This is a genomic window from Sporomusa sp. 246TCP1 (assembly GCF_057319775.1).
On record NZ_CM170492.1, the window covers coordinates 5603818 to 5628687 of the forward strand.

24 protein-coding genes are annotated in these 24870 nt (G+C 45.4%); 23 read left to right on the forward strand and 1 reads right to left on the reverse strand.

The annotated features are described in order from the left end of the window. The first annotated feature begins 50 nt into the window (after positions 1–50). The 7 genes from AC1ECB_RS26535 to AC1ECB_RS26565 all read left to right on the forward strand — a co-directional run bounded on the left by AC1ECB_RS26535 (position 51) and on the right by AC1ECB_RS26565 (position 5448). Positions 51–881, forward strand: a complete 831-nt coding sequence (locus AC1ECB_RS26535; protein WP_485666555.1) for an energy-coupling factor transporter ATPase — start codon at positions 51–53, stop codon at positions 879–881. Further along, entirely contained in the window at positions 872–1741 is an 870-nt protein-coding gene (locus AC1ECB_RS26540) for an energy-coupling factor transporter ATPase (protein WP_485666556.1), read from the forward strand. The genes AC1ECB_RS26535 and AC1ECB_RS26540 overlap by 10 nt, the downstream gene beginning before the upstream one ends. Further along, the gene (locus tag AC1ECB_RS26545; RefSeq protein ID WP_485666557.1) at positions 1731–2540 is read left to right on the forward strand and encodes an energy-coupling factor transporter transmembrane component T family protein; all 810 of its coding nucleotides are present in this window, start codon (positions 1731–1733) and stop codon (positions 2538–2540) included. The genes AC1ECB_RS26540 and AC1ECB_RS26545 overlap by 11 nt, the downstream gene beginning before the upstream one ends. Continuing rightward, entirely contained in the window at positions 2537–3274 is a 738-nt protein-coding gene (gene truA / locus AC1ECB_RS26550) for a tRNA pseudouridine(38-40) synthase TruA (protein ID WP_485666558.1), read from the forward strand. The genes AC1ECB_RS26545 and truA overlap by 4 nt, the downstream gene beginning before the upstream one ends. 178 nt (positions 3275–3452) lie before the next feature. Beyond that, positions 3453–3890 (forward strand): 50S ribosomal protein L13, encoded by a 438-nt coding sequence (gene rplM / locus AC1ECB_RS26555; RefSeq protein WP_021168727.1) that lies wholly within the window; start codon positions 3453–3455, stop codon positions 3888–3890. A 23-nt stretch (positions 3891–3913) separates the two neighbouring features. Then, positions 3914–4306 carry a 30S ribosomal protein S9 gene (gene rpsI, locus AC1ECB_RS26560; protein ID WP_021168728.1) on the forward strand — a complete coding sequence of 131 codons (393 nt, stop codon included), beginning with the start codon at positions 3914–3916 and terminating at the stop codon, positions 4304–4306. 326 nt (positions 4307–4632) lie between these two features. Further along, positions 4633–5448: a hypothetical protein gene (locus AC1ECB_RS26565; RefSeq protein WP_485666559.1), complete on the forward strand. Its 816-nt coding sequence runs from the start codon at positions 4633–4635 to the stop codon at positions 5446–5448. Positions 5449–6038: 590 nt separating this feature from the next. On the opposite strand, the gene AC1ECB_RS26570 is transcribed toward AC1ECB_RS26565, so the two are convergent. After that, entirely contained in the window at positions 6039–6839 is an 801-nt protein-coding gene (locus tag AC1ECB_RS26570; protein ID WP_485666560.1) for a transglycosylase domain-containing protein, read from the reverse strand. Positions 6840–6950: 111 nt separating this feature from the next. Here AC1ECB_RS26570 and AC1ECB_RS26575 point away from each other — a divergent pair, with 111 nt between their 5' ends. The 16 genes from AC1ECB_RS26575 to glmM all read left to right on the forward strand — a co-directional run bounded on the left by AC1ECB_RS26575 (position 6951) and on the right by glmM (position 24705). Then, positions 6951–7667 carry an N-acetylmuramoyl-L-alanine amidase gene (locus tag AC1ECB_RS26575; protein ID WP_485666561.1) on the forward strand — a complete coding sequence of 239 codons (717 nt, stop codon included), beginning with the start codon at positions 6951–6953 and terminating at the stop codon, positions 7665–7667. A 37-nt stretch (positions 7668–7704) separates the two neighbouring features. Further along, positions 7705–8538: an AmmeMemoRadiSam system protein B gene (amrB, locus tag AC1ECB_RS26580; RefSeq protein ID WP_485666562.1), complete on the forward strand. Its 834-nt coding sequence runs from the start codon at positions 7705–7707 to the stop codon at positions 8536–8538. Positions 8539–8549: 11 nt separating this feature from the next. Continuing rightward, on the forward strand, positions 8550–9065 hold the full coding sequence (amrA, locus tag AC1ECB_RS26585) for an AmmeMemoRadiSam system protein A (RefSeq protein ID WP_485666563.1): 516 nt from the start codon (positions 8550–8552) through the stop codon (positions 9063–9065). Positions 9066–9084: 19 nt separating this feature from the next. Next, positions 9085–10092 (forward strand): AmmeMemoRadiSam system radical SAM enzyme, encoded by a 1008-nt coding sequence (amrS, locus tag AC1ECB_RS26590; protein WP_485666564.1) that lies wholly within the window; start codon positions 9085–9087, stop codon positions 10090–10092. Positions 10093–10270: 178 nt separating this feature from the next. Beyond that, positions 10271–11311 (forward strand): N-acetyl-gamma-glutamyl-phosphate reductase, encoded by a 1041-nt coding sequence (gene argC, locus AC1ECB_RS26595; protein WP_485666565.1) that lies wholly within the window; start codon positions 10271–10273, stop codon positions 11309–11311. A gap of 10 nt (positions 11312–11321) precedes the next feature. Further along, entirely contained in the window at positions 11322–12533 is a 1212-nt protein-coding gene (gene argJ / locus AC1ECB_RS26600) for a bifunctional glutamate N-acetyltransferase/amino-acid acetyltransferase ArgJ (protein WP_485666566.1), read from the forward strand. Positions 12534–12567: 34 nt separating this feature from the next. Further along, on the forward strand, positions 12568–13473 hold the full coding sequence (gene argB / locus AC1ECB_RS26605) for an acetylglutamate kinase (protein WP_485666567.1): 906 nt from the start codon (positions 12568–12570) through the stop codon (positions 13471–13473). After that, positions 13466–14656, forward strand: coding sequence for an acetylornithine transaminase (locus tag AC1ECB_RS26610; protein WP_485666568.1), 1191 nt, complete (start codon positions 13466–13468; stop codon positions 14654–14656). Before argB ends, AC1ECB_RS26610 begins: the two co-directional genes overlap by 8 nt. 24 nt (positions 14657–14680) lie before the next feature. After that, positions 14681–15613, forward strand: coding sequence for an ornithine carbamoyltransferase (gene argF, locus AC1ECB_RS26615; RefSeq protein WP_485666569.1), 933 nt, complete (start codon positions 14681–14683; stop codon positions 15611–15613). A 387-nt stretch (positions 15614–16000) separates the two neighbouring features. Next, entirely contained in the window at positions 16001–17227 is a 1227-nt protein-coding gene (locus AC1ECB_RS26620) for an argininosuccinate synthase (RefSeq protein WP_485669413.1), read from the forward strand. After that, on the forward strand, positions 17220–18635 hold the full coding sequence (gene argH / locus AC1ECB_RS26625; protein ID WP_485666570.1) for an argininosuccinate lyase: 1416 nt from the start codon (positions 17220–17222) through the stop codon (positions 18633–18635). Before AC1ECB_RS26620 ends, argH begins: the two co-directional genes overlap by 8 nt. 35 nt (positions 18636–18670) lie before the next feature. Continuing rightward, positions 18671–19744 carry a branched-chain amino acid aminotransferase gene (locus tag AC1ECB_RS26630; RefSeq protein ID WP_485666571.1) on the forward strand — a complete coding sequence of 358 codons (1074 nt, stop codon included), beginning with the start codon at positions 18671–18673 and terminating at the stop codon, positions 19742–19744. A gap of 215 nt (positions 19745–19959) precedes the next feature. Further along, the gene (cdaA, locus tag AC1ECB_RS26635; RefSeq protein ID WP_094607387.1) at positions 19960–20775 is read left to right on the forward strand and encodes a diadenylate cyclase CdaA; all 816 of its coding nucleotides are present in this window, start codon (positions 19960–19962) and stop codon (positions 20773–20775) included. Next, a complete protein-coding gene (locus AC1ECB_RS26640; RefSeq protein WP_485666572.1) occupies positions 20775–21716 on the forward strand; it encodes a CdaR family protein in 942 nt (313 codons plus the stop codon). The genes cdaA and AC1ECB_RS26640 overlap by 1 nt, the downstream gene beginning before the upstream one ends. A gap of 15 nt (positions 21717–21731) precedes the next feature. Beyond that, the gene (locus tag AC1ECB_RS26645) at positions 21732–23327 is read left to right on the forward strand and encodes an NAD(P)/FAD-dependent oxidoreductase (RefSeq protein ID WP_485666573.1); all 1596 of its coding nucleotides are present in this window, start codon (positions 21732–21734) and stop codon (positions 23325–23327) included. A gap of 37 nt (positions 23328–23364) precedes the next feature. Further along, entirely contained in the window at positions 23365–24705 is a 1341-nt protein-coding gene (gene glmM, locus AC1ECB_RS26650) for a phosphoglucosamine mutase (RefSeq protein ID WP_485666574.1), read from the forward strand. The last annotated feature ends 165 nt before the right edge of the window (positions 24706–24870 follow it).

The window sequence follows — 24870 nt, forward strand, 5'->3', positions numbered from 1 at the left end:
AGGCGGCCCAACGGGTCGCCTTTATTCTTACGGGGGTGCAGTAGCCTCAAATGGGAGAACTTATTAAAATTGAAAATTTGCGTCATACATACCCCGGTTACGATAACCAGGAGGTAGTTGCGCTTACTGATATTAACCTGACAATTAATCAGGGAGAATTTGTTGCTATCATTGGGACCAATGGTTCAGGGAAATCAACCTTGGCAAAGCATCTTAATGCCTTGATACTGCCGACAGGCGGCAAATGTCTTGTCAACGGTATTGATACTGCTGATGCCGATAAGGTATGGGAAATCCGGCAGCAAATAGGTATGGTGTTTCAAAATCCGGATAATCAGATTGTGGCTGCAATTGTCGAAGAGGACGTTGCCTTTGGCCCGGAAAACTTAGGCGTAGCTCCCCAGGAAATTGCCAGGCGGGTAACTGAGGCCCTGGCACTTGTCAATATGGAAGAATATCGCCATCATGGCCCCCATCTGCTCTCCGGCGGTCAGAAACAGCGAGTGGCTATTGCTGGTGTACTGGCAATGCGACCCAAGTGCCTGGTGCTTGATGAGCCGACAGCCATGCTTGATCCCCGAGGTCGTAAGGAGGTTCTAGACACCGTATGCCGGTTAAATAAGGAAGGAATCACAGTTGTCTATATTACGCACTTCATGGAAGAAGCTGTGACTGCTCATCGGGTAGTAGTAATGGAGCAAGGAAAAATTGCCATGGAGGGAACACCTACGGAAATTTTTTGTCAGGTCGAACGGCTCAAAGCTATGGGATTAGATGTTCCGGTAGCGGCAGAAATTGCTGTGTACTTGCGGAAACAAGGAATACAGCTTAGCCAAGACATAATAAGAGATGAACAATTGGTGGTGGCGTTATGTCCATAAACTTTGATAACGTTACATATACGTATATGCCGGGAACCCCCTATCAGCGAACAGCTATACAAAATATTAATCTGGTAATAAACAAAGGGGAATTTGTCGGTATAATCGGGCATACCGGTTCAGGGAAATCTACATTGGTTCAGCATATGAACGGTCTGATTGCACCAACCTCTGGTCAAGTAACCATTGATGGTATTGATCTAAAAATGAAAAGCCAGGCGGCACGGCAGGTTAGGCGCCAGGTAGGCATGGTTTTTCAATATCCTGAACATCAACTATTTGAAGAAACCATTTATCAGGATATTGCCTTCGGCCCTAAGAACCTCGGTCTACCTGAAGACCAAATAGAAACTCGCATCAGACGGGCGATGGAGTTTGTCGGGCTTGACTATGATACCTTCAAAGATCGCTCACCTTTTAATCTAAGTGGCGGACAAATGCGGCGGGTAGCTATCGCCGGAGTAATTGCCCTGGAACCGGACTATCTGGCGCTGGATGAACCGGCTGCCGGACTTGATCCTTGCGGGCGCGATGAAATTTTTGGCCAAATTGTTCAACTACATCAAAAAACTGGGATTACTGTTATCCTTGTATCCCATAACATGGAAGATATTGCGCGCTTTGCCAGCCGTGTGCTGGTTATGAATAAGGGACAGATTAGTCTTGATGGGCTACCACAGAAAATTTTCAGCAGTGGCCGTGAAAAACTTCAGGAAGCTGGAGTTGATGTGCCGCCAATTACAGCACTTATTGACAAATTTAGAGCTAAGGGTTTGGCTATTAATAATGATGTGATGACGGCTGAGGCTGCGGCTAAGGGGATCTATCAAGCTGTCAGGGGGCGGAAAAATGCTCACTGATATAACTATAGGCCAATATTTTCCGGGAAAATCACCCATCCATTTGCTTGACCCCCGTACCAAGATACTGGGCGTAATCACATATATTAGTACGATATTTTTGGCAGAGGATTATCTGGCTTACGCTATCCTTACTGCCTTTGCAGTTATGGCAGTGGCTGTGTCAGGGATTCCCATGCGAATGGTACTGCGGTCAATTAAGCCGCTGTGGATCATCATTCTATTGACAGTGGCTATTCATGTTTTTAGTACCCCGGGGACAGTACTATATAACCTGGGACCACTGACTGTGACCCAAGAGGGCAGTCGTATGGGCATATTTATGTCTTTACGGCTGGTGCTATTAATTGTGGTATCCTCACTATTAACCTTTACCACCTCACCGATTGCGCTCACTGATGGTATAGAAAGACTGCTAAATCCCTTCCGGCGATTAGGGGTGCCAGCGCACGAGCTGGCGATGATGATGACCATTGCACTGAGGTTTATTCCGACACTGCTGGAGGAAGCTGACCGGATTATGAAGGCTCAAATTGCGCGAGGCGCAGATTTTTCATCTGGCAGCATCCTGAAACGAGCCAAAAACATGGTACCTTTATTAGTGCCGTTATTTATCAGCGCCTTTCGCCGGGCTGACGAACTAGCAGTGGCGATGGAGTCCAGATGCTACCGGGGCGGCGAAAACCGTACCCGGATGAAAGAACTAAAAATGGGTGCGCCGGACATAATAGCAGCTGTGATTCTTATGGTATTGATTGCTGTATTAGTAATTGTCAGGGCATATAAACTAGTGATATGAGAAACATTAAGCTTGTCCTCGCTTATGACGGAAATGCATACCATGGGTTCCAACGCCAAGCCAATGCCATGACCATTCAGCAGCTAGTGGAAGAACGATTACAAAAAATCTTTGGGCATCCGCTTACTATAAATGGCTCGGCCCGGACTGATGCGGGGGTGCATGCCTATTATCAGGTTGTCAACTTTTTCACTCAAGGCACAATACCGGCAGAACGTATCCCACTGGCGGCCAGGGGCTTATTGCCTGATGATATTGTTGTTGTTGCGGCCGCAGAAGAGACTGCCGAATTTCATGCCCGTTGTTCCGCAAAAAGTAAGATTTACCGCTACCGGCTAGTAAATACGCGGATAGCTAACCCATTTGAGCGTAATTATGCCTGGCATTTTCCGTTACCGCTTGACGTATCCTTAATGCATGAAGCTGCGCAAGCTGTTGTGGGTACCCATGATTTTTCAGCTTTTCGGGCTACAGGGGGAGCACCTGTAAGCCCGGTGCGCACCATAATGGCTGCTCATTGCCGCAGTACAGGTAACTCTTTGATTGAATTTGAATTCTGGGGTACAGGTTTCCTCTACCATATGGTACGTAACTTAGTGGGAACCCTTGTCAAAGTCGGTCAGTGTCGTTTAACTCCGGCTGAATTTGCGTCAATATTGCAAGGACGTGACCGCCATGCTGCAGGGATCACTGCGCCTGCGCAAGGCTTGTATTTGATGGATGTTAAATACTAAGTTATATAAAATAATTTTTCAGTGGCAAGGGATAACGCTTGACATTAGTTAACTAATTTATTACAATAGCTTTATGAGAATTTTGCCATGACTTCCATTAGCCCCGGAATTCAAGGTTGATCATCATAGCTTGTTTTTCGATATTATAGTCCTTTAGCTTTCTCGAGGAGGATAGACAATGAAAACTTTTATGGCAAACCCGGCCAACATCGAGCGCAAGTGGTATGTTGTCGATGCTGAGGGTCAAACCCTTGGTCGCTTGGCCGTTGAAGTCGCGAAAGTTCTTCGCGGCAAAAATAAACCAATTTTTACTCCACATGTTGATACCGGCGACCATGTAATTGTGGTTAATGCTGAAAAAATTGTATTAACTGGCAAGAAACTGGAGCAAAAAACCTATTTCCGTCATTCCGGTTACCCGGGTGGCACAACTTTCACTACTGCTGGCAAAATGTTAGCAACCAAACCTGAGCGTGTTATTGAAGCGGCTGTTAAAGGCATGTTACCCAAAAACACCCTTGGTCGTGAAATGTATCGTAAACTTAATGTTTACGCAGGTCCGAATCATCCACACGCCGCGCAACAGCCGGAAGTGTTGGAACTTAATATTAAGTAAAACCGGAAAGGAGGAACATATATATGGCATTGGTTACTTACTACGGCACAGGTCGCAGAAAAACCTCGGTTGCCAGAGTTCGTCTGGTTCCGGGAGAAGGCAAGATCATCGTAAATACACGTCCTCTAGACGAATATTTTGGTTTGAAAACTCTTGAGCTTATCGTTACTCAGCCGCTTAACATTACTGATACTGTTGGTAAATATGATGTTTTGGCTAAGGTTGAGGGGGGCGGTGTATCCGGTCAAGCTGGCGCAGTTCGTCACGGCATCGCTCGTGCACTGTTAAAGGTTGATGGTGAATTCCGTCTACCACTGAAAAAAGCAGGTCTCTTAACTCGTGATCCACGCGAAAAAGAGCGTCGTAAATACGGCCTCAAAAAAGCGCGTAAAGCTTCTCAGTTCTCCAAACGTTAATATTGGAAAAAATGAAATCCCTACAAACTCAGTGTTTGTAGGGATTTTTGCGTGTGTCCAGCATGGGCGCTTGCCTAGTCGATGAAAGTCTGATACGGGGGTTGATAGTGCCAACCGTTAGCCTAAGACAATGGTGTCCATCGTGAGGTTCTTTAGCCTAATAAAATGGGTAACTTCTTTATTTTAAGCTAAGAAAGTATATGATTTTGGGGAGATTCCTAAGGCTATCCTTTTTATATTGTCTGTGTTCTTTTGGAGCAAAAATGTTTCTTAGAGCATATTTTACAACGTAACATAATATCTAACTAATTTAGGAGGAAGAAATTATGAGTAAAAATAATGAGGATGATAGTTTTGGGGGAAATGATAGTGTGTGCGATAGAAAGCACTATTGCGAATGCGAAACAGAAGAAAATAATAATTTCGCAAACGCAATAAAAAGCTGTCTTAAACCCACTAATCCATGTGGCTGCCCACCAGGTACATGTACCTGTCCAGCAGGTTCGTGTACCTGTCCAGCAGGTTCGTGTACCTGTCCAGCAGGTTCGTGTACCTGCCCAGCAGGTTCGTGTACCTGCCCAGCGGGTTCGTGTACCTGTCCAACAGGTTCATGCACTTGCCCCGTTGGTTCGTGTACCTGTCCTGAGGGGACATGTCCGCAGACTGTAGAGTTAGTTCAAAACCCCAGTTTCGAAATTGCTTGTGTTGATCCAACTGTATGTGATGTTTTCGACTCCTGGACAGGAGCAAATATCACGAGTGATAATGAATCATTAACTGGTAACGTAGCAGCTTTGCTTGGAGATGCAACCAATGCTGTTGCTACCTTAGAGCAAACTATTTGCGGTATTACTCCAGGTTGCCCTTATAAATTTAGTTTTTCTGTAAATGCCCAGAATTTAAGTGGTAATGCACAATTTTTAGCCGAAGTTTTTTGGCAGCCGAGCAATTCCCCAGCTATTGATCCTACAGTTAATCCGATAGTTATAGACGAGCGATTTTCTGGCAATAATTATGTCTTTATAAAGCGGATAACTAGTATAGCGCCGGCGGGCACAACCTGTGCCAGGATAGTATTTACCAAACATGGTGACAGAAGTACAGGCACTGTTTTGGTAGATGATGTTTCTTTCAGTGGATAAATTATTGGTAATGTGGCTTGGAACTATATTTTTGTTTGTCTAACAAAGATATAATAAAACCTTCGTTACTATGTCAATATAAAAGATTCTGGATTAGTAACTTAGCTGAAATGAGTTTACTGTGGGTAAAATATAGGACAATAAAAAATAGCGCCACCTGTACCAAGCGGCGCTTAAGGGAGAGGACGAAATCATGTTTAGTATAACCAAGCGCCAGGAGGCTATACTGCTTGGCGTTATTTTATTATAATGTTCCTGGAGCAAACCCATCCTGTATAGCATAGTATGTAATGTCCCTAATACGTAATGAAGGAGGCATGCTTTATGGGATTTGGTAATTTCGGAGGAGGCCGTGATAGTAGCTGTTTTATAATCATCATTATAATACTTTTACTATTTTTCTGCTTCAATGATGACTGCAGCACGGTTTGCTAACATAGTTTCTTTACACCACAAAACAAATGTTTTAAAATAGCAACAGTAAAAACCCCGTAAAAACAATTTACGGGGTTTTTACTAATTTCGGATCAAGAGAGACGCCCAAAGTTACATTTTTAATCAGTAAGGCCCGGCCATTAGCCGGTTACTGATTATTTTGCTAACAAGATGGGTGTAAGTTTGGCTTCTTGGGCTTGTGCCGGGCCAATATAGCTGTTGCGGGACATAGCGGCAAGTACTACGGCTTGTCGCTGTTTGGCAGCTGCAAAATCGACATAGGGAGAGGTGAGCGAGGGGGCATTAGGTAAACCGGCTATCATGGCACATTCGGCCAAATTAAGATGAAAAGGCGGTTTGCCAAAATAAATGGTGGAAGCTTCCCCAATCCCATAAGCCCCAGAGCCAAAATAGATGGTATTCAAATACATTTCCAGAATGTCTTCTTTCGAATAGCGGAACTCAATATCAATGGCGAGGACAAATTCCTCAACTTTTCGGCCAAGCGTCCGTTCCTGGGAGAGAAATAGGTTTTTGACTAATTGCTGGGTAATGGTACTGCCGCCTTCAATATAAGAGCCTGTTTGTACATTAACTAAGGTGGCCCGTAAAATACCCTCAATATCAAACCCTGCATGGTGATAAAAGCGACTGTCTTCGACGGCGATGATCGCCTGCTGCAAGGCCAGGGGCGTATCAGACAGCCGGACATAACTTTTTTTATCCAACTTAGCATCAATGGCGCTTTTAAGAAAAATTACCCGCCGTACCCGCTCCCAGGTTCCGGAAATGCTAGACAATGTATTAGCTGCAGCAGGTGCTGCTGTTGGCAGTGGGTTGATTTTGGCTATCGATGAACGCAATACGGACCCCCCGCCTGCCCATAAAAACGCACCAAGAAATACAATAACTAACAAGGTCAGAAGGCGACTTATTTTTATACGCCTGGTTTTCATGTAGATCACCTCTACTATTGCAAACTTCTTCATTCTCTATTTTAGCATTTAATTGCCGAATAGAGAATACAGTGTAAGTAGCAATGGCAACAGGAAAAAAGGTGGGATAGTATGCGGGTACTGGCGGTAAGACGGCATAGAGTAGTAAGAGTAGTCGTATTTAGTATAGCGGTGGTGGTATTAAACCTCCTGACGTTACGTTATCTTGTGCAGGCAGATATTGAGAATGCCGATTTGGCAGTGCTTAGTGGTAAAACCATCGCGATTGACGCCGGACATGGTGGGATTGACGATGGGGCAAAATGGAATGGACTGGATGAGAAAAATATAAATTTAGCGATTGCAGTCAAAGTAGCCGCAGCCCTGGCAGCCAATGGAGCTACAACTGTGCTTACTCGTGAGGAAGATGTCGATTATTATACCAAAGGTAAAGGCGGGAAACGCAATGATCTGTTAAAGCGGGCAGAAATTATTGAAAAATCAGGAGCAGACCTTTATCTTAGTATTCATTGCAATGCGATTAAAGGGGCTAATTGGTCAGGGGCTCAGGTGTTTTATAATCCTAATAAGGAGGAAAATAAGCAGTTAGCCGAAATTATCCAGCAAGCATTAAAAAATTTTCCCCCTGGTAATAGACGCCAAGTCAAGCAGGATTCTGACATTATTTTATTGAAATCTGTAACTGTATCAGGTGTGCTCATTGAAGCTGGTTTTATTAGCAACCCTGCTGAGGCTACGCAGCTTAACAGTGAAGCTTATCAACAAAAACTGGCTGAAGCCATTACGAAAGCGTTGGCGTATCATTTTAGCCACAATGTGGAACGATAAAAAGCACCACGCACCACTAGCTGGAGGGAGCGATTTTATGGATAATTTGGTTGGCTGTGCGCTCATGCCACATCCCCCGATCATGATTCCGGAAGTAGGAAACCAGGAACTCGAAAATATTAAGAGTACAGTTGAAGCCGCAAGACAAGTGTCAGAAATGCTAAAAGACGAAAATCCCCAAACTGTTGTTATTATTACACCACATGGTCCGGTATTTGAAGATGCTGTGGCTATTAGTATTCACCCCCGCCTGAGGGGGAGTATGGCCCAGTTTGGTGCTCCGGATGTAACTCTAGGTTTCGAGACCGATAATCTACTAATAAAAAATATAATTCGCAATTGTCAGCGACTCGGTATTAATCTAACTGAACTGACCGATGATGTTGCCAAAAATTATCGAATACCACTACAACTTGATCATGGAGCCTTTGTCCCGCTCTACTACCTAGTTAAAGCAGGGTTCAAAGGGCAAATTGTGCATCTATCTGTAGGTATGCTGGCTTATGAGGAAATGTATACCTTTGGCAAAGCCGTGCAGGCGGCTATCAGTCATGTGGGTAAGCGGGTAGCGGTAATTGCCTCAGGTGACTTGTCACACCGTCTGACACCAGACGCTCCTGCCGGTTATAGCCCGAAAGGCGCCGAGTTTGACCGGCAGCTAGTTACTGCTCTTACCAATATTGATGTTAAGTCTTTACTCAATATGGATAAAAATTTGATTGAAGAAGCCGGACAATGCGGTCTCAGGTCAGTGTTTTTTCTTATGGGCGTTATGGGGGGACTGGATGCCGAAGTGGTGACAACTTCATATGAAGGCCCCTTTGGTGTTGGGTATGCGGTTATTGCTTATAAAATAAAGGGTAAGAAGTAGGAGGCACTACGATGGATAAACAAAGTGAGCCGGTAAAACTTGCCAGGGAAAGTCTTACCTATTACCTGGAACATGGCCGGCTTATGGATAAGCCAGTCGGACTCCCCGAGAATTTACTGGGGAAGGCGGGGGTTTTCGTATCATTTAAAAAAGAAGGCCAATTGCGTGGCTGCATTGGTACCTTTGAGTCTACTCAGCCGAGTATTGCCGAAGAAATTATTCAGAATGCCGTTAGCGCTGGGACTGAAGATCCTCGCTTTAGCCCAATTAAGCTAAACGAACTGGCAGATTTGGAAATTTCGGTCGATGTATTGGAAACACCGGAGCAAATTGATAGCATTGATGACCTTGAACCTAAAACCTACGGGGTAATTGTTCGTAACGGACGCCGTTCCGGCTTGCTTTTGCCTAATCTCGAAGGTGTGGATACTGTCACTGAACAGGTAAGTATTGCTATGCAAAAAGCAGGTATTCAGGCGGGAAAAGAGATTGATTTATACCGTTTTACCGTAACTCGATATAAATAGCTACAGTAGGTGAATAAAAGTGCGTGAGGCACTCCATTATGAGCAGCAGGGACAAGCCGTTGCCTGCAAATTATGTCCAAAAAACTGCATTATTACCGAGGGGCAGACAGGGTTTTGCCGGGTACGCCGGAACACGGGCGGCAAACTATACAATATAAATTATGCGCAAGCTACTGCCCAAGCACTTGACCCTATCGAAAAGAAGCCACTCTATCATTTTCACCCTGGCAGCACCATCCTGTCACTTGGCACTTGGGGTTGTAACTTTGCTTGTCAATTTTGCCAAAACTGGCACATTGCCCAGGCGCAGCCGCAATTTACCTTACTTGAGCCGCAGGCAGCAGCAGCACTGGCCAGTCAGCTTGCCAGCCAGGGTAATATCGGCATTGCCTACACCTATTCTGAGCCCAGTGTGTGGTATGAATATATCTTAGATACAGCACGGTTAGTACAAGCAGCTGGACTTAGCAATATATTGATTTCCAATGGGTTTATTAATGAACAACCCTTACAGGAACTGCTGCCCTACATTGCGGCTATGAATATTGACGTTAAAGCCTTTACCAATGAGTTTTACCAAAAGGTGTGTGCCGGAGACCTTACTCATGTCAAACGCACCGTAGAACAGGCGGCTCGGCAGTGCCATGTCGAGATTACCACTTTAATCATACCCGGGCTTAATGATTCTGTAGAGGAAATTGCCAGCTTGGCTAAATGGTTGTCAGGCATTAATGCAGATATACCATTACACCTTTCCCGCTACTTTCCTAACCATAAAATGGAGCTGCCGCCGACTTCGGTAGGGACCTTGGAGGCAGTGGCGTCGGCGGCGCGTGAGTATCTTAACTATGTATATCTAGGCAATGTCGGTGGCAATGGTACGAATACCTTTTGCCCACAATGTGGCTACAAGGTAATTGACCGTCTCAGTGGTTACAGCCGTCTAAGTGAGCCGGAGAAAAAATGCCCTCAGTGTGGGCACAGTATACCAATTATGGGGGAAATTCGGTTGTCGGACAGAGGCTGATGTGAAAAACAACAGCCTCTATTTTCTTTTGTACTTATACTATTGATCGGCAGGACTACATAGTTATTCGGCAGCAAGAATTTTGCAGACATTTACAAAATTTAATGTATACATGAAACAAAAATACTTGCATTATTATTCATGACTAATGTATAATATTACAAAAGGAGTGAGGACTATGAAAATAAGTATTGTCGGAGCTACCGGCTATGCCGGTGCCGAATTACTGCGTTTACTGGCATCCCATCAGGTTGCCGAAGTAAAATATATTACTTCAGAAAGTCAGCCGGGAACGGCCATTGCAGATATATACCCTCATCTTACACGATTTTATCCGCAGACACTAACAAGTTTGGTCGATTTGGAGAAACTTGCCGCTGAGAGTGACGTCATTTTTATCGGTTTGCCTCATGGTCATGCTATGGAGGTAGGACGTAAGGCAACGGCCATCAATCCTACCATTAAAATTATTGATCTGGGTGCTGATTATCGGTTTAAAAACCATGATGTGTATGAGGAGTGGTACAAAGTGCCGCATACGCACCGCGAGGCTAAGACTGTTTATGGCCTGACTGAGCTAAACCGCAACCAAGTGCGTGAGGCCAGCATTGTCGGTAATCCTGGCTGCTATACAACGGCCAGCATCCTGGCTCTGGCACCGTTGGTGAAAAACAAGCTGGTTGATGTGACAACTATTATCATTGATGCCAAGTCTGGCGTAACTGGTGCCGGGCGTGGTCTAAACCTGGGTTCGCATTTTAGTGAAGTATTTGAGAGTGTCAAGGCCTATAATGTGGGGGGCCACCGCCACACGCCGGAAATCGAGGAAGTCCTCGGTGGATTGGCTGGAGAAGAGCTGACAATTAACTTTACGCCTCATCTTATTCCTATGCCCAGAGGAATACTCAGTACCTGCTATGCCAATCTCAAAGCAGGGGTAACTCCGGAAATGGTTGATGAGGCCTATACCTCACAGTATGGCAACGAATATTTTGTCCGATTGTTAGGCCGGGGCGGCTATCCAGTGACCAAGAATACACGCAGCAGCAATTTCTGCGATTTGGGTTGGCATATTGATAAGCGAACCAAGCGGGTAATTGCCATTTCCGCCATTGATAATCTGGTCAAGGGCGCTGCTGGTCAGGCAATACAGAATATGAACGTTATGTTTAATATAGATGAGAAGATAGGGCTAGATAATGCCCCTGTTTACCCATAGGAGGAAACAAATGTTAACGAAAATCACGGGTGGCATTACGGCACCGCAGGGATTTAAGGCTGCTGGCGTGCATGCCGGTATAAAAAAGAATGGTATAGAAGATATTGGCATTATTTATAGCACTGTTCCCACAGCAGTAGCCGCTAAGTTTACTACCAACAAAATGGCTGCTGCTCCTGTGCTTGTTTCACGGGAGGCTGTAAGCCAAGGCAAGGTACGCGCCATTGTTGTTAATTCTGGTTGTGCCAATGCCTGTACTGGCGATCAAGGGCTTACCGATGCCCGGACAATGGCTCACAAGACAGCCGAGATGCTTAATTTAAATGATTGTGAAGTGTTAGTGGCCTCTACCGGTGTAATCGGTGTTCCATTGCCGATGGATAAAATAACAGCAGGCATTAGCCAAGCGGCAGCGGTGTTATCTGAGAATGGGTCTGAAGCGATGCTGTCTGCTATTATGACAACAGACACTTTCCCTAAATCCTGTGCCTATGAGTTTACGCTTGGCGGCAAACCTTGTAAAATTGCCGGGATTGCCAAAGGTGCAGGTATGATTCACCCTAATATGGCAACAATGCTCTCCTTTATAACCACCGATGTTGCCATTGCGCCTGATTTACTCAATCAAGCGCTTAGTCAAGCCGTTGAACTCTCCTATAATATGATTTCTGTTGATGGTGATACCAGTACTAATGATACAGTAGCTGTCCTGGCTAATGGCCAGGCAGGCAACAAACTCATTGCTGCTGCCGGCAGTCAGGATTATCAGGAGTTTTATTTCGCATTAAAAACAGTATGCACTGAATTAGCGCAGCTTGTTGTTCGTGACGGGGAAGGGGCAACCAAATTTTTAGAGATTAACGTTACTGGTGCAGCACACTTTGCTGATGCTAAGTGCGCTGCGATGGCCATCGCCAAATCACCGCTTGTAAAGACGGCATTCTTTGGTCAGGACCCCAATTGGGGCCGCATTTTATGTGCTGTTGGCTATTCTGGCGCTAAAACGCAGCTTGAAAAGACTTCACTGGCAATTGGCGATTTAACCATTGTTGTAGATGGCCAGGGAGTTGCAGGTCTTGAAACTGCTAAGCTTAAAGAGATTATGGCTGCCAAAGATATTGCCATAACGGTAAACTTAGGTCAGGGTGAAGCAGCGGCTACTGTTTGGACCTGCGATTTTTCCTATGAATATGTCAAAATTAATGGGGAATATACAACCTGATAGTTTAGATTCAAATGGGGAAAGGAATGATTCTATGATAAACTCGGTAGAAAAAGCGTCTGTGCTTATTGAAGCCTTACCATACCTGCAACGATTCTCAGGCAACACAGTTGTCATCAAATATGGCGGTAATGCCATGCTTAATGATGAACTCAAAAAAAATGTGATTCAGGATATTATTTTCCTTAAATATGCGGGGATTCGCCCAGTTGTTGTTCACGGCGGCGGTCCGGAGATTACCGGTATGCTCAAGAAACTGGGTAAAGAGTCAAACTTTGTTAGCGGACTCAGAGTAACTGACGCTGAAACGGTAGCTATCGCGGAAATGGTGCTTGTCGGCAAAATTAACAGTGAAATCGTAAAGTTACTAAACTTCCTTGGAGCCAAAGCTGTCGGTTTAAGCGGCAAAGATGCCGACTTAATTATTGCCGCCAAACATTTGGCTAAAGTACGTGAGAATGGTCAAGTCAAAGAAGTGGATATCGGTTTTGTCGGCGATGTGCTCAAACTAAACACCGGTATTGTTGAGAGCCTTTTGGACCAAGGCTATATCCCCGTTATATCGCCTATTGGTGTTGGTAAAGACGGTGCTACCTACAATATTAACGCTGATTACGTGGCTGGGGAATTGGCTGCGGCATTAGGGGCCGAGAAACTGGCGCTTATTACTGACGTGGAAGGCATTTACCGGGACTGCAAGGATAAGAGCACCTTTGTTTCTACCTTATCGCTGGCAGAAGCTCAGGAAATGATCAAAACAGGCGGTATCGACGGCGGCATGATTCCCAAAGTTGAGGCTTGTGTAAAAGCATTAGCTGCCGGAGTAGCCAAAACGCATATTATTGATGGCCGTAACCCCCACTCGTTACTCTTGGAGATTTTTACCACTGAGGGTATTGGTACCGAAGTAGTCAAATACAGGAGGTACATCAATGGATAAACAGACAATAGTGGACATTGATCAAGATAATTATTTGCAGGTATTTTCCCGCTATAACCTTGTTCTTAGCTATGGTGACGGACCGTATGTTTATGATAATGAAGGAAAAAAATATATAGATTTTCTTGGCGGCATCGCTGTCAATGTCCTTGGCCATGCTCATCCGGCACTTGTAAAAGCAGTGTCTGAGCAAGCCGGCAAAATGATTCATTGTTCCAACCTGTATTACACCGAAGTGCAAGCCATACTTGCCAAGAAACTTGCGGCATTAAGCGGTCTTGACAGAGTATTTGTCGGCAATAGTGGTGCTGAGGCCAATGAAGGAGCTATCAAGCTGGCCCGGAAATACGGCAAAACGATTGCTGCCGACAAAGTTGAAATCATTACCGCCGATCATTCCTTCCATGGGAGGACGCTGGCTACCCTGACCGCGACCGGCCAGCCCAAATACCAGAAAGGCTATGAGCCGCTGCCGGGTGGTTTTACCTATGTTCCATTTAATGATATTGCAGCGCTAGAGGCAATTATGTCCGCTAAGACTTGCGCCGTAATGCTTGAACCCATCCAGGGAGAAGGCGGCGTAAATATTCCTGACAAGGATTATCTGATAAAGGTCCGGCAGTTGTGCGACCAATACGGGGCACTTTTAATCCTCGATGAGATTCAGACAGGTATGGGACGGACAGGAAAAATGTTTGCCTATGAACTCTTTGGCATCCAACCAGATATTGTGACGTTAGCCAAGGGATTAGCGGGCGGTGTACCGATCGGTGCTTTTATTACCACTAATAAGATAGCAATAGCCTTTACTGCTGGCGACCATGGCAGTACTTTCGGCGGCAATCCGCTCGCCTGTGCGGCAGCCAATGCTGTGCTTACTGTCATCGAAGAAGAAAAGTTACTAGAAAATGCTCAGACAATAGGCGATTATCTTGTAGATAAACTCAATGCTCTTAAAAGCAAATATCCGGCATTGATTACCGAGGTGAGGGGCAAAGGACTGATAGTTGGCGCCAAGCTTACCCTTCCGGGGCGGGATATTGTTAATAGCTGCCTAAGTCAAGGCGCTATTATAAACTGCACCGCTGGCGATATACTCCGGTTTGTACCGCCGCTTATCATAACCAAAGACCATGTTGATGAAATGATCGCCGTATTAGATAAAACGTTAGCGGCTGTATAACTTTAAACTGGGGGAGTGTTAGGAATGAGTCTTAAAGGAAAAGACTTTCTATCAATACATGATTTATCAGTTGAGGAAATCTATCAAATTCTTGATTTTACCAAAGTATTAAAAGCAAAACAAAAAGCAGGTGAACCGCATCCGCTGTTAAAAGGCAAAACACTGGGCATGATTTTTCAAAAGTCATCAACCCGTACCAGAGTTTCCTTTGAAGTTGGCATGTGGCAGCTAGGCGGAATGGCCTTGTTCCTGTCGTCCAACGATTTGCAAATCGGCCGGGGCGAACCGGTGAAAGATACTGCTCGCGTATTAGCCCGTTATTTGGACGGCATTATGATTCGGACATTTTCTCATCTGGAAGTAGAGGAATTGGCCGAGTACGCGAATATTCCAGTGATTAACGCCCTGACAGATTTACTGCATCCTTGCCAGGCAATGGCCGATATCTTTACTGCTATCGAGTACAAGGGCGATCTAAAAGGACGCAAACTGTGTTATATTGGCGACGGTAATAATATGGTCAACTCGCTGTTACATGTCTGTGCTAAAGTAGGTATGGATATCAGTGTGGCTACACCGATTAACTATGCCCCAGATGCCACCATTGTCGAACAAGCCGCCGTTGCCGCCAAACTGTCAGGCAGTAAGATAACTATTTTGGACGATCCATTTACTGCTGCAAAAGATGCTGATATCCTCTATACCGACGTCTGGGCCAGCATGGGTAAAGAAGGGGAGCAGGCTATCCGCAAACAGGCATTTGCTGGATTCCAAATTAATAACTCCATCATGCAGGTTGCCAAAAAAGACGCGATCGTCATGCACTGTCTGCCAGCCCATCGCGGTGAGGAAATCACCGATGATGTGATTGAAGGCCCGAATTCTGTGGTATTTGACGAAGCAGAAAATCGCTTGCATGTGCAGAAGGCCATCATGGCTCTATTAATGGCTGATTAGGAGGCCATTACATTAGAACTTGTTATAAACGCCCATCTGCGTTGTTGCTCCTGCGGGGGCTTGCTTACGTACGACTGTACGCCGCGCTGCGCCTCCTCGTCGCGCCTAGCATCTGGACATTTCTAACAAGTTCCGGCAGTCCGTGACTTTTTTGGGATACGGGGTGGCGGGGGTGTTGGGGATGCCGGAGTTACGGACTCGTTTCAGCGTAGCTGAAAACATTGGGGATCAAGGGGAGAGTTTGATTCACCCCTGTCCCGGTCAGTGCGAGCGTAAGCGTGGCAATCTCAATTTTTGCTACCTTTCTTGCAGGAACAAAATAGCAAATAAGCGAATAAAATATAAGTTTATAGCGTATCACTAACTTAATAATCAAGGAGGAACTACATTTTGAGTGACATTAAAAAAGTTGTGCTGGCCTATTCTGGTGGCCTGGACACTTCGGTTATTATTCCTTGGCTTAAAGAAAACTATGGCTGCGAAGTCATTGCCATGTGCGCTGACGTTGGTCAGGGCGATGAACTGGAGCCTGTACATGACAAGGCTCTCAAATCAGGTGCCAGCAAGGTCTATATTGAAGACTTAACGGCTGGTTTTGTCGAAGACTATGTATGGCCGACATTAAAAGCCGGTGCTGTATATGAAGGAAAATATCTGCTAGGTACTTCCTTTGCCCGTCCGATTATTGCCAAAGCACTTGTTGATATTGCTATTAAAGAAGGTGCAGATGCTATTTGTCATGGCGCAACCGGTAAAGGCAACGACCAGGTTCGTTTCGAGCTTACCGTCAAAGCGTTGGCTCCTCATCTCAAAATCATTGCTCCCTGGCGGATCTGGGACATCCGCTCCCGCGAAGATGCTATCGATTATGCGGAAAAACATGGTATCCCTGTACCTGTTTCCAAAGCCCGTCCCTACAGCATGGATCGCAACATCTGGCATTTAAGCCATGAAGGTGCTGATCTTGAGAACCCGGCCAATGCGCCCACAGATGATGTATACATGATTACGACTCCGCCGGAAAAAGCACCTGATAAACCGCTTTACGTCGAAGTTGGTTTTGAAAAAGGAATTCCGGTTTCCGTTGACGGAGTTAAGCTGGATGCCGTAGCCCTTTTAACTAAGCTTAATGATATTGGTGCTGCCAATGGTGTCGGTATCGCTGATATTGTAGAAAATCGCCTTGTGGGGATGAAATCCCGCGGTGTATATGAAAATCCCGGCGGCGCGATTTTATATTATGCCCATCGTGAACTGGAATATCTGACACTTGATCGGGCTACTTTGCATTATAAAGAGCAAGTAGCTATTAGATATGCAGAACTGGTTTATGATGGCATGTGGTTTGCCCCGCTTAGAGAAGCCCTGGATGCTTTTGTGGATTCTACCCAACAGACAGTCAGTGGTACTGTGCGGATGAAATTATATAAAGGCAATATCATAAGTGCTGGCGCGACATCGCCGTATTCTCTCTATAACGAAAAAATCGTAACCTTTGGCGACAGTGAAGAATTATACAATCATGGCGATGCGGAGGGTTTTATTAATCTCTTTGGCCTGCCACTCAAAGTCCGGGCCATGATGAAAGCTGAGGCTAAGAAAAACAATGAGTAAACTATGGGGCGGACGTTTCGCCAAAAGTACGGATGTAATGGTGGAGGAGTTTACCTCCTCCATTTCTTTTGATAGTCGGATGTACAGCCAGGACATTGCCGGCAGTATTGCCCATGCCACCATGCTGGCTGCCTGCGGTATAATAAGCCAGGAAGATGCTAAACTTATTATTGATGGTCTAAAAGATATACTTGCTGATATTGAAGCTGGTAATTTCAGTTTTGAGGTATCATTAGAAGATATTCATATGAATATTGAAAAACGTCTGACCGAACGTATCGGAGCGGCTGGCGGTAGGCTGCATACAGCTCGCAGCCGTAACGACCAAGTGGCACTTGATACTCATATGTATGTGCGCGGCCAGGTCGCTGAGGTTGCCAAGCTATTATTTGACTTAGAACAGGCTATTTTAGATACAGTCCACAAGTATCCTGAGGTGATCATGCCTGGTTACACCCATCTCCAGCGGGCACAGCCCATATTATTTTCCCATCATATGCTGGCTTACTTCTTTATGCTGGAACGGGATTTCCGGCGTTTGGGCGGGGTATGGGAATCTGCCGATATCATGCCACTAGGGGCAGGGGCCTTGGCCGGTACGACCTTTCCCATTGACCGGGAGCAGGTAGCGCGCGAACTCAATTTTGCCCGTGTTTATGAAAATAGTCTGGACGCTGTCAGTGATCGTGATTATATTTTGGAATTCTTGTCATTTGCGTCAATTCTGATGATGCATCTGAGTCGTCTGAGTGAAGAAATTATCCTCTGGTCGTCAACTGAATTTTCCTTTATTGAACTTGATGACGCTCACTGTACAGGCTCTAGCATTATGCCGCAAAAGAAAAACCCGGACGTTGCTGAACTAGTGCGGGGTAAAACTGGCCGGGTGTTTGGTCACCTAATGGCTATGCTGACAGTGACTAAAGGCTTGCCGCTGGCATACAACAAAGATTTGCAAGAGGATAAAGAGGGATTGTTTGATACCATTGATACCGTTAAGTTCAGTCTGACAGTCTATGCTGCGATGCTGCGCGGTATGAAGGTCAACGCGGGTGCCATGCGGCAGGCACTAAAAACTGATTTTTCCAATGCGACCGACATGGCAGATTATCTGGTAAAAAAAGGCTTGCCCTTTCGGCAAGCGCATGAAGTTGTTGGTAAATGCGTAGCCTATTGTCTAAATGAGCAAAAAACATTGACAGACTTAACACTGGAACAGTTTAAAGAATTTTCGCCCTTGTTTGCAGCCGACATTACAGATGCTATTTCAATAGAGACCTGCGTAGCGGCTCGTAACTCTCTGGGAGGAACATCGCCTACTCAGGTTGGACAAACCGTGCTTATTGCTAGGTCCGTCATGGACAAACAACAAAAACGCCTTGACATGTATACAAAAACCACTCTATAATAACTATAAATATACACCCAAGGAGGCCTGTTGACATGACAGATATTGCTGTTACACTGGCTGATAAACGCGGCACACTTCCAACAGATGACAAACTAGGGTTTGGTAAGATTTTTACTGATCATATGTTTGTAATGGACTATGCCAGTGATAAAGGCTGGCATGATGCCCGTATTATTCCTTACGGAGATTTTAACATTTCCCCGGCGGCCATGGTGTTACACTATGGTCAAGCTATTTTTGAGGGAATGAAGGCATTTCGTACCGAAGATAACCGTGTTGTAATGTACCGGCCGGTAGACCATTTGAACCGTTTTAATAATTCGGCGGATATCCTAAGCATTCCGCAGATGGATGTTGACTTAGTACATACCGCTTTGAAAAAGCTTATTGACTTGGATAAGCACTGGGTACCCAAAGCATTGGGAACTTCATTATATATTCGTCCGTTTGTTATTTCGGTTGATCCCTATGTTGGCGTAAAAGTAGCTTCTCAGTACACCTTATTTATCATCCTTTCCCCGGTTGGCGCTTACTATGCCTCTGGTTTTAAACCTGTCAAGATTAAGGTTGAAGATCATTATGTACGTGCTGTAAAAGGCGGTCTGGGCGAAGCCAAGACTGCGGCAAACTATGCAGCTAGTCTTAAGGCAGGCGAAGTAGCTAAAAAAGATGGTTACACCCAGGTACTGTGGCTTGATGCACTTGAACAAAAATACATTGAAGAAGTTGGCACAATGAACATCTTCTTTAAAATTGATGATGAGATCATTACGCCAGAACTGAATGGCAGCATCCTAAATGGTATGACCCGTCGCTCGGTGCTCGCAGTTGCTAAAGACTGGGGTATGAAAGCTACTGAGCGCCGTATTTCCATTGAGGAAGTATACGAAGCACATGCAAATGGCCGTTTGCAGGAAGTCTTTGGCTCTGGTACGGCTGCCGTCATTTCGCCGGTTGGTGAGCTTTGCTGGAAAGGAAAGAAAATCATTATCAACAATGGTGAGATCGGCGAAACCTCACATAAATTATTCGACTATATAACCAGCCTTCAACAGGGGCGTGTCGCCGATAAATTTGGCTGGGTTGAAGAAGTGACGAAATTATAAACTGATTTTACTGCATATACTAGAATAAGATTAGGCTTGTGCCACCAGGCGCAAGCCTAATTTGTATAGTATCGAATTAAGAGTTTCCGATAGCTATGCAAATTGCCATTATAATTTTTTAATAAATACCATTTTCTTAAAAGGTTTTCCTAATAGTGGGTAGAATAAAACTATAGGTTAACCTGAATTTTTATTTCTTGTTTGAGGTGTACAGCATGTTATTACAAATAAAGGGCATAATTTCTACAATTGGGTTTCTTGATATTCTTGATATTGTAATTGTTGCCTACTTTTTATATAAATTATATGTCATGATAAGAGATACCCGGGCGGTGGCGCTCTTAAAGGGCCTTGTTGTTCTGCTATTGGCTACTATGGTTAGCCGTTGGCTGGAACTCAATGTGATTAACTGGCTGCTCCAAAAGACAATGACAGTAGTATTAGTAGCCTTGCCTGTTGTTTTTCAGCCTGAACTAAGGCGGGCACTGGAGCACCTGGGACGGGGGCGCTTTTTTCAAAATAGAACCCAGCTAAATGCGGAAGAACGGGAGAATCTCTTTCAAGAACTAGCCAGGACAGTTACTGCGCTGTCAAAAAATAAAATTGGCGCGTTAATTGTGGTCGAACGGGAGACTGGATTAAATGATTATATTGAAACCGGTATCAAAGTGGATGGGTTAGTATCAAGTGAATTTTTGATTAATATTTTTATCCCGAATACACCATTGCATGACGGTGCAGTTATTGTTCGCGGCAATAGGGTGCAAGCCGCAGGTTGCCTATTACCGCTATCGGATGACAGGAGTCTGACCAAAGAATTGGGCACCAGACACCGCGCGGCTATTGGTATCAGTGAACAGACAGACGCGGTCGTCGTTGTTGTCAGCGAAGAGACTGGAATTATTTCACTGGCCCGTGGTGGACGGTTGCACAGATATATGGACGCTGAGAGTCTAAAAGAGCAGCTTGCACCGCTGTTTGTGGTGAGAAGTTCTTCTCTTAGTGATCTGTTTAGCTGGAGGCCGTCATAATGATTGACAATTATTTCAAAAAACCTGGAGAAACTAAAAATATAGTACCCAAGATATTGGCTATCATAATGGCTATTATTCTGTGGATGTATGTAATGAATGAGCAAAACCCGCCATTTGAAGCTTCCTTCATTATTCCTCTGGAGGTGCGCAATGTTGCGGCTGATTATGTGCTCTTGGACGCACCTGAGACAGTCAAGGTAAAAATTCGTGGTCCACGCAACGTGGTGGCGGGAGTACGTACCAAAGACCTTAAGGCAGTTGTTGATGTAAAGGGTCTAACTGAAGGCAGTCACAATATCGCCGTTAACGCTATTATTCCTTCTAGCCTGGAACTGGTCGAAATCAGTCCGGATAAAGTGCAACTGCGGCTTGATCCCATTATCAGTCGTCAGCTACCTATTGAGGTGCGCTTAACTGGCACTCCTGCTCCGGGTACGGTGATAGGCAAGGCAGTGCCTGCCTATGAACAGGTTACTGTTGAGGGGCCAAAAAATGTCGTAAGCACAGTGGCAAAAGTAGTAGCAATGGTGGATCTATCATCCAAAAGTAACGATATTACGGCAGATGCAGTGCTTATTCCGGTTAATCGTGCCAATAAAGAAGTAGAAGGTCTCACTGTTTATCCGGAAAAAATCAAAATAACTGTTAACCTGACAGCTGCAGTTAAGAAAAGAATGTTGGATATCAGGCCGGTTACTCAGGGTGAATTATCACCAGGCTTAGTCATTAAGAATGTTGTCACAGAGCCAAATAAAGTAGAAATAACAGAAACAGTGCCAAACAAGGGTATTGACAAGCTGGATGCTATTTATACCGAAGCAATAAATTTAACCGATATCAGCAAAGATACCGACAAAGAAGTCAAGCTTCAATTACCAGAAGGCATGACTGGCACGACAGGGACAGTCATTATGAAGATAAAAGTCGGACCACTCTAAAGGAGATAGGGATCATTGCTTAAAATCAGCAATTTTCGTGTACCGTTATCTGATGATACACCACTGGAACAATTAGCTGCCAGACGTCTTAAACTGGCGGCAGATACCGTATGTCAAGTGGCCATTGTCCGGAAGGCCGTTGATGCCCGCCGGAAGAATATGATTACTTTTGTATATACCCTGGAGGTGGAAACAGCCGTTCCCGAAGGCCAGGTCTTGGCCCGCCTATCAGGTGATAAGGATGTTATTCAGGTAACACCAATGGTTGCAGAGGATATTACCCCCGGGGGTAAGCAGCTAACAAACCGTCCAATTGTGGTAGGCGCAGGACCAGCAGGCTTATTTACGGCGTTAATGCTGGCAAAACATGGTTATAAACCGCTATTAATTGAACGCGGCCGCAGTGTTGACCAGCGAGCCAGGGATATTGCAGATTTTTGGCATACGGGTAAGCTTGATGAAAACAGTAATGTTCAATTTGGCGAAGGCGGTGCTGGTACTTTTTCTGACGGCAAGCTTACCACCCGGGTAAATGACCCGCGGATGGCGCTGGTGGTCGATTTGATGATAGCTGCTGGTGCTTCGCCGGAGATAAAATATCTCCATAAACCCCATATTGGTACAGATAAACTAAGGCAAGTTGTCAAGAATATCCGCACCCGGATTATCGAAATGGGTGGTCAAGTTGAGTTTGAAGCAAGACTAACAGCCATAGAAAATAAGGAAGGCCGTCTGACCGGTATAACCATTAATGATAACCGCTTTCTGCCGTGTGAAGCGCTGTTTCTGGCCATCGGCCATAGCGCCCGCGATACCTATCAACTGCTCTACCAGTCGAATGTTGCGATGGAAGCCAAAGCTTTTGCTATTGGTGTTCGCATTGAGCATCCGCAGGAGTTAATTGATCGTGCACAATATGGCAGTGCCGCCGGTCACCCCAAGCTGGGAGCGGCTGATTATGCGCTGGTGTATCAAGACCGGGCAGCCGGCCGGACCGCATACTCGTTCTGCATGTGTCCAGGCGGCCTGGTAGTTGCGGCTGCTTCCGAGGCCGGCGGGGTAGTAACTAACGGTATGAGTCTGTTCAATCGCAATTCAAAGATTGCTAATAGTGCGCTGGCTGTAACCGTTAATCCCGCTGATTTTGGACCAAATGTACTTGATGGCATCGAATTCCAGCGCCGCTATGAACGACTGGCATTTGCTGTAGGCGGTCATAACTATCAGGCGCCTGTGCAGACGGTCGGTGATTTCTTAGCTGGTAAAAGCGGTAGTAGTAAGTATCTTGTTAAGCCCAGCTATCGTCCTGGTGTAACGCCTGGAGACCTTAGAGAATGTTTGCCCGAGTTTGTAACAGCAACGTTGGCGAAAGCCTTGCCGGAATTTGGCCGTAAGATCAGAGGCTTTGATCATCCATCGGCTGTGCTTACCGGTGTTGAGACCAGAACCTCAGCGCCTGTCCGGATTATTCGCGGGCAGGATTTTACTTCTGTTAACACGACCGGGCTTTATCCTATTGGTGAAGGGGCCGGTTATGCCGGCGGCATTATGAGTGCTGCCCTCGACGGGATGAATGCAGCTATCAGTTTTATTAAAGAATATAAGGTGTAATTATTCGCACTGCAGATTGAAGGGAGCAACTATATACATGGCAAGATTGTTTGGAACTGACGGCGTGCGCGGCTTAGCTAACGCTGAACTTACCCCAGATTTGGCTTTTAAAATGGGCCGGGCGGCAACCTGCTATTTTGGCAAAGAACATCAATGTCCGGTATTTTATATTGGGCGGGATACCCGTATTTCCGGGCATATGCTGGAGGCTGCGCTGGCGGCTGGTATCTGCTCGGCGGGCGGTGAAGCTGTGCTCTTGGGCGTTATACCGACCCCGGCAGTGGCGTATTTGACCAAACAGCATGGCGCGCAGGCTGGTGTTGTAATTTCGGCATCACATAACCCCTATCCTGATAATGGCATCAAATTTTTTGCCGGTACAGGCTATAAGCTGCCTGATGCTGTTGAGGATGAACTGGAAAAATTGATCAAGGCTGAGCCAGATACTATGCCTAGGCCTACTGCTGACGGTGTTGGCTTTATTACCTATAAGCACAATCTATACCAAGAATACGTTGATTACGCTTTAAAAGCAGTGGATGGTTCGTTAAATGGGCTTAAAATTGTTATCGACTGCGCCAACGGTGCTTCCTATGAGGCAGCTCCTGCTGCCTTTAGAAAATTAGGCGCAGAGGTTATTGTTATCAATGATAAACCTGATGGCAGTAATATCAATGCCGGCTGCGGATCAACCCATCTTGAACAACTGCAGGCTGCAGTAGTTCAGAATAAGGCCGATATCGGACTGGCCCATGATGGCGATGCGGATCGCTGCCTGGCTGTTGACGAAGCTGGAGAAGCGGTTGACGGTGACCAAATCATGCTTATCTGTGCATTAGAAATGCTTAAGCAAAACACCCTGCCTGATAAAACACTAGTAGCTACTGTCATGAGCAATCTGGGCCTGCACCAGGCCATGAAAAATGCTGGTGGCAAAGTGCTTGTTACCCCAGTAGGTGACCGCTATGTGCTGGAAGCTATGCTCAAACATAAATTGGTGCTTGGCGGTGAACAATCAGGCCATATCATATTTAGTCAGTACAGTACAACCGGCGATGGTCTGATCACTTCCCTAAAGCTGGCTGCAGCCTTAAAACAAAGCGGCAAAAAAATGTCACAATTAGCCCATGTAATGACCCGATTCCCCCAGCTCTTGGAAAACATTCGCGTTAAAAGCAAGCAAGGCTGGGAGAATAACACTAAGATTGCGGCCGCTATTCAGGCAGGCGAGCAGGAACTAGGTGATAATGGCCGGATACTGGTGCGGCCTTCAGGCACTGAACCCCTTATTCGCGTAATGGCCGAAGGCCCGGCGTTGCCTGATTTGGAACGCATTGTTACTACCATTGCCGCTGTAATTAAGCAAGAACAATCCTAAACATGATTGACCAATATACTAAACTATATTACAATAAGATAGATACAGCAAAGGAGCACTAAACAGTGCTCCTTTGCATATGTATAGTTATTATTATTGGAGGTGAGAATGACAGTGGAAGCAGAATAATTATTGCATTTGTGACAAAAGCTAGTTGGAAAAAGC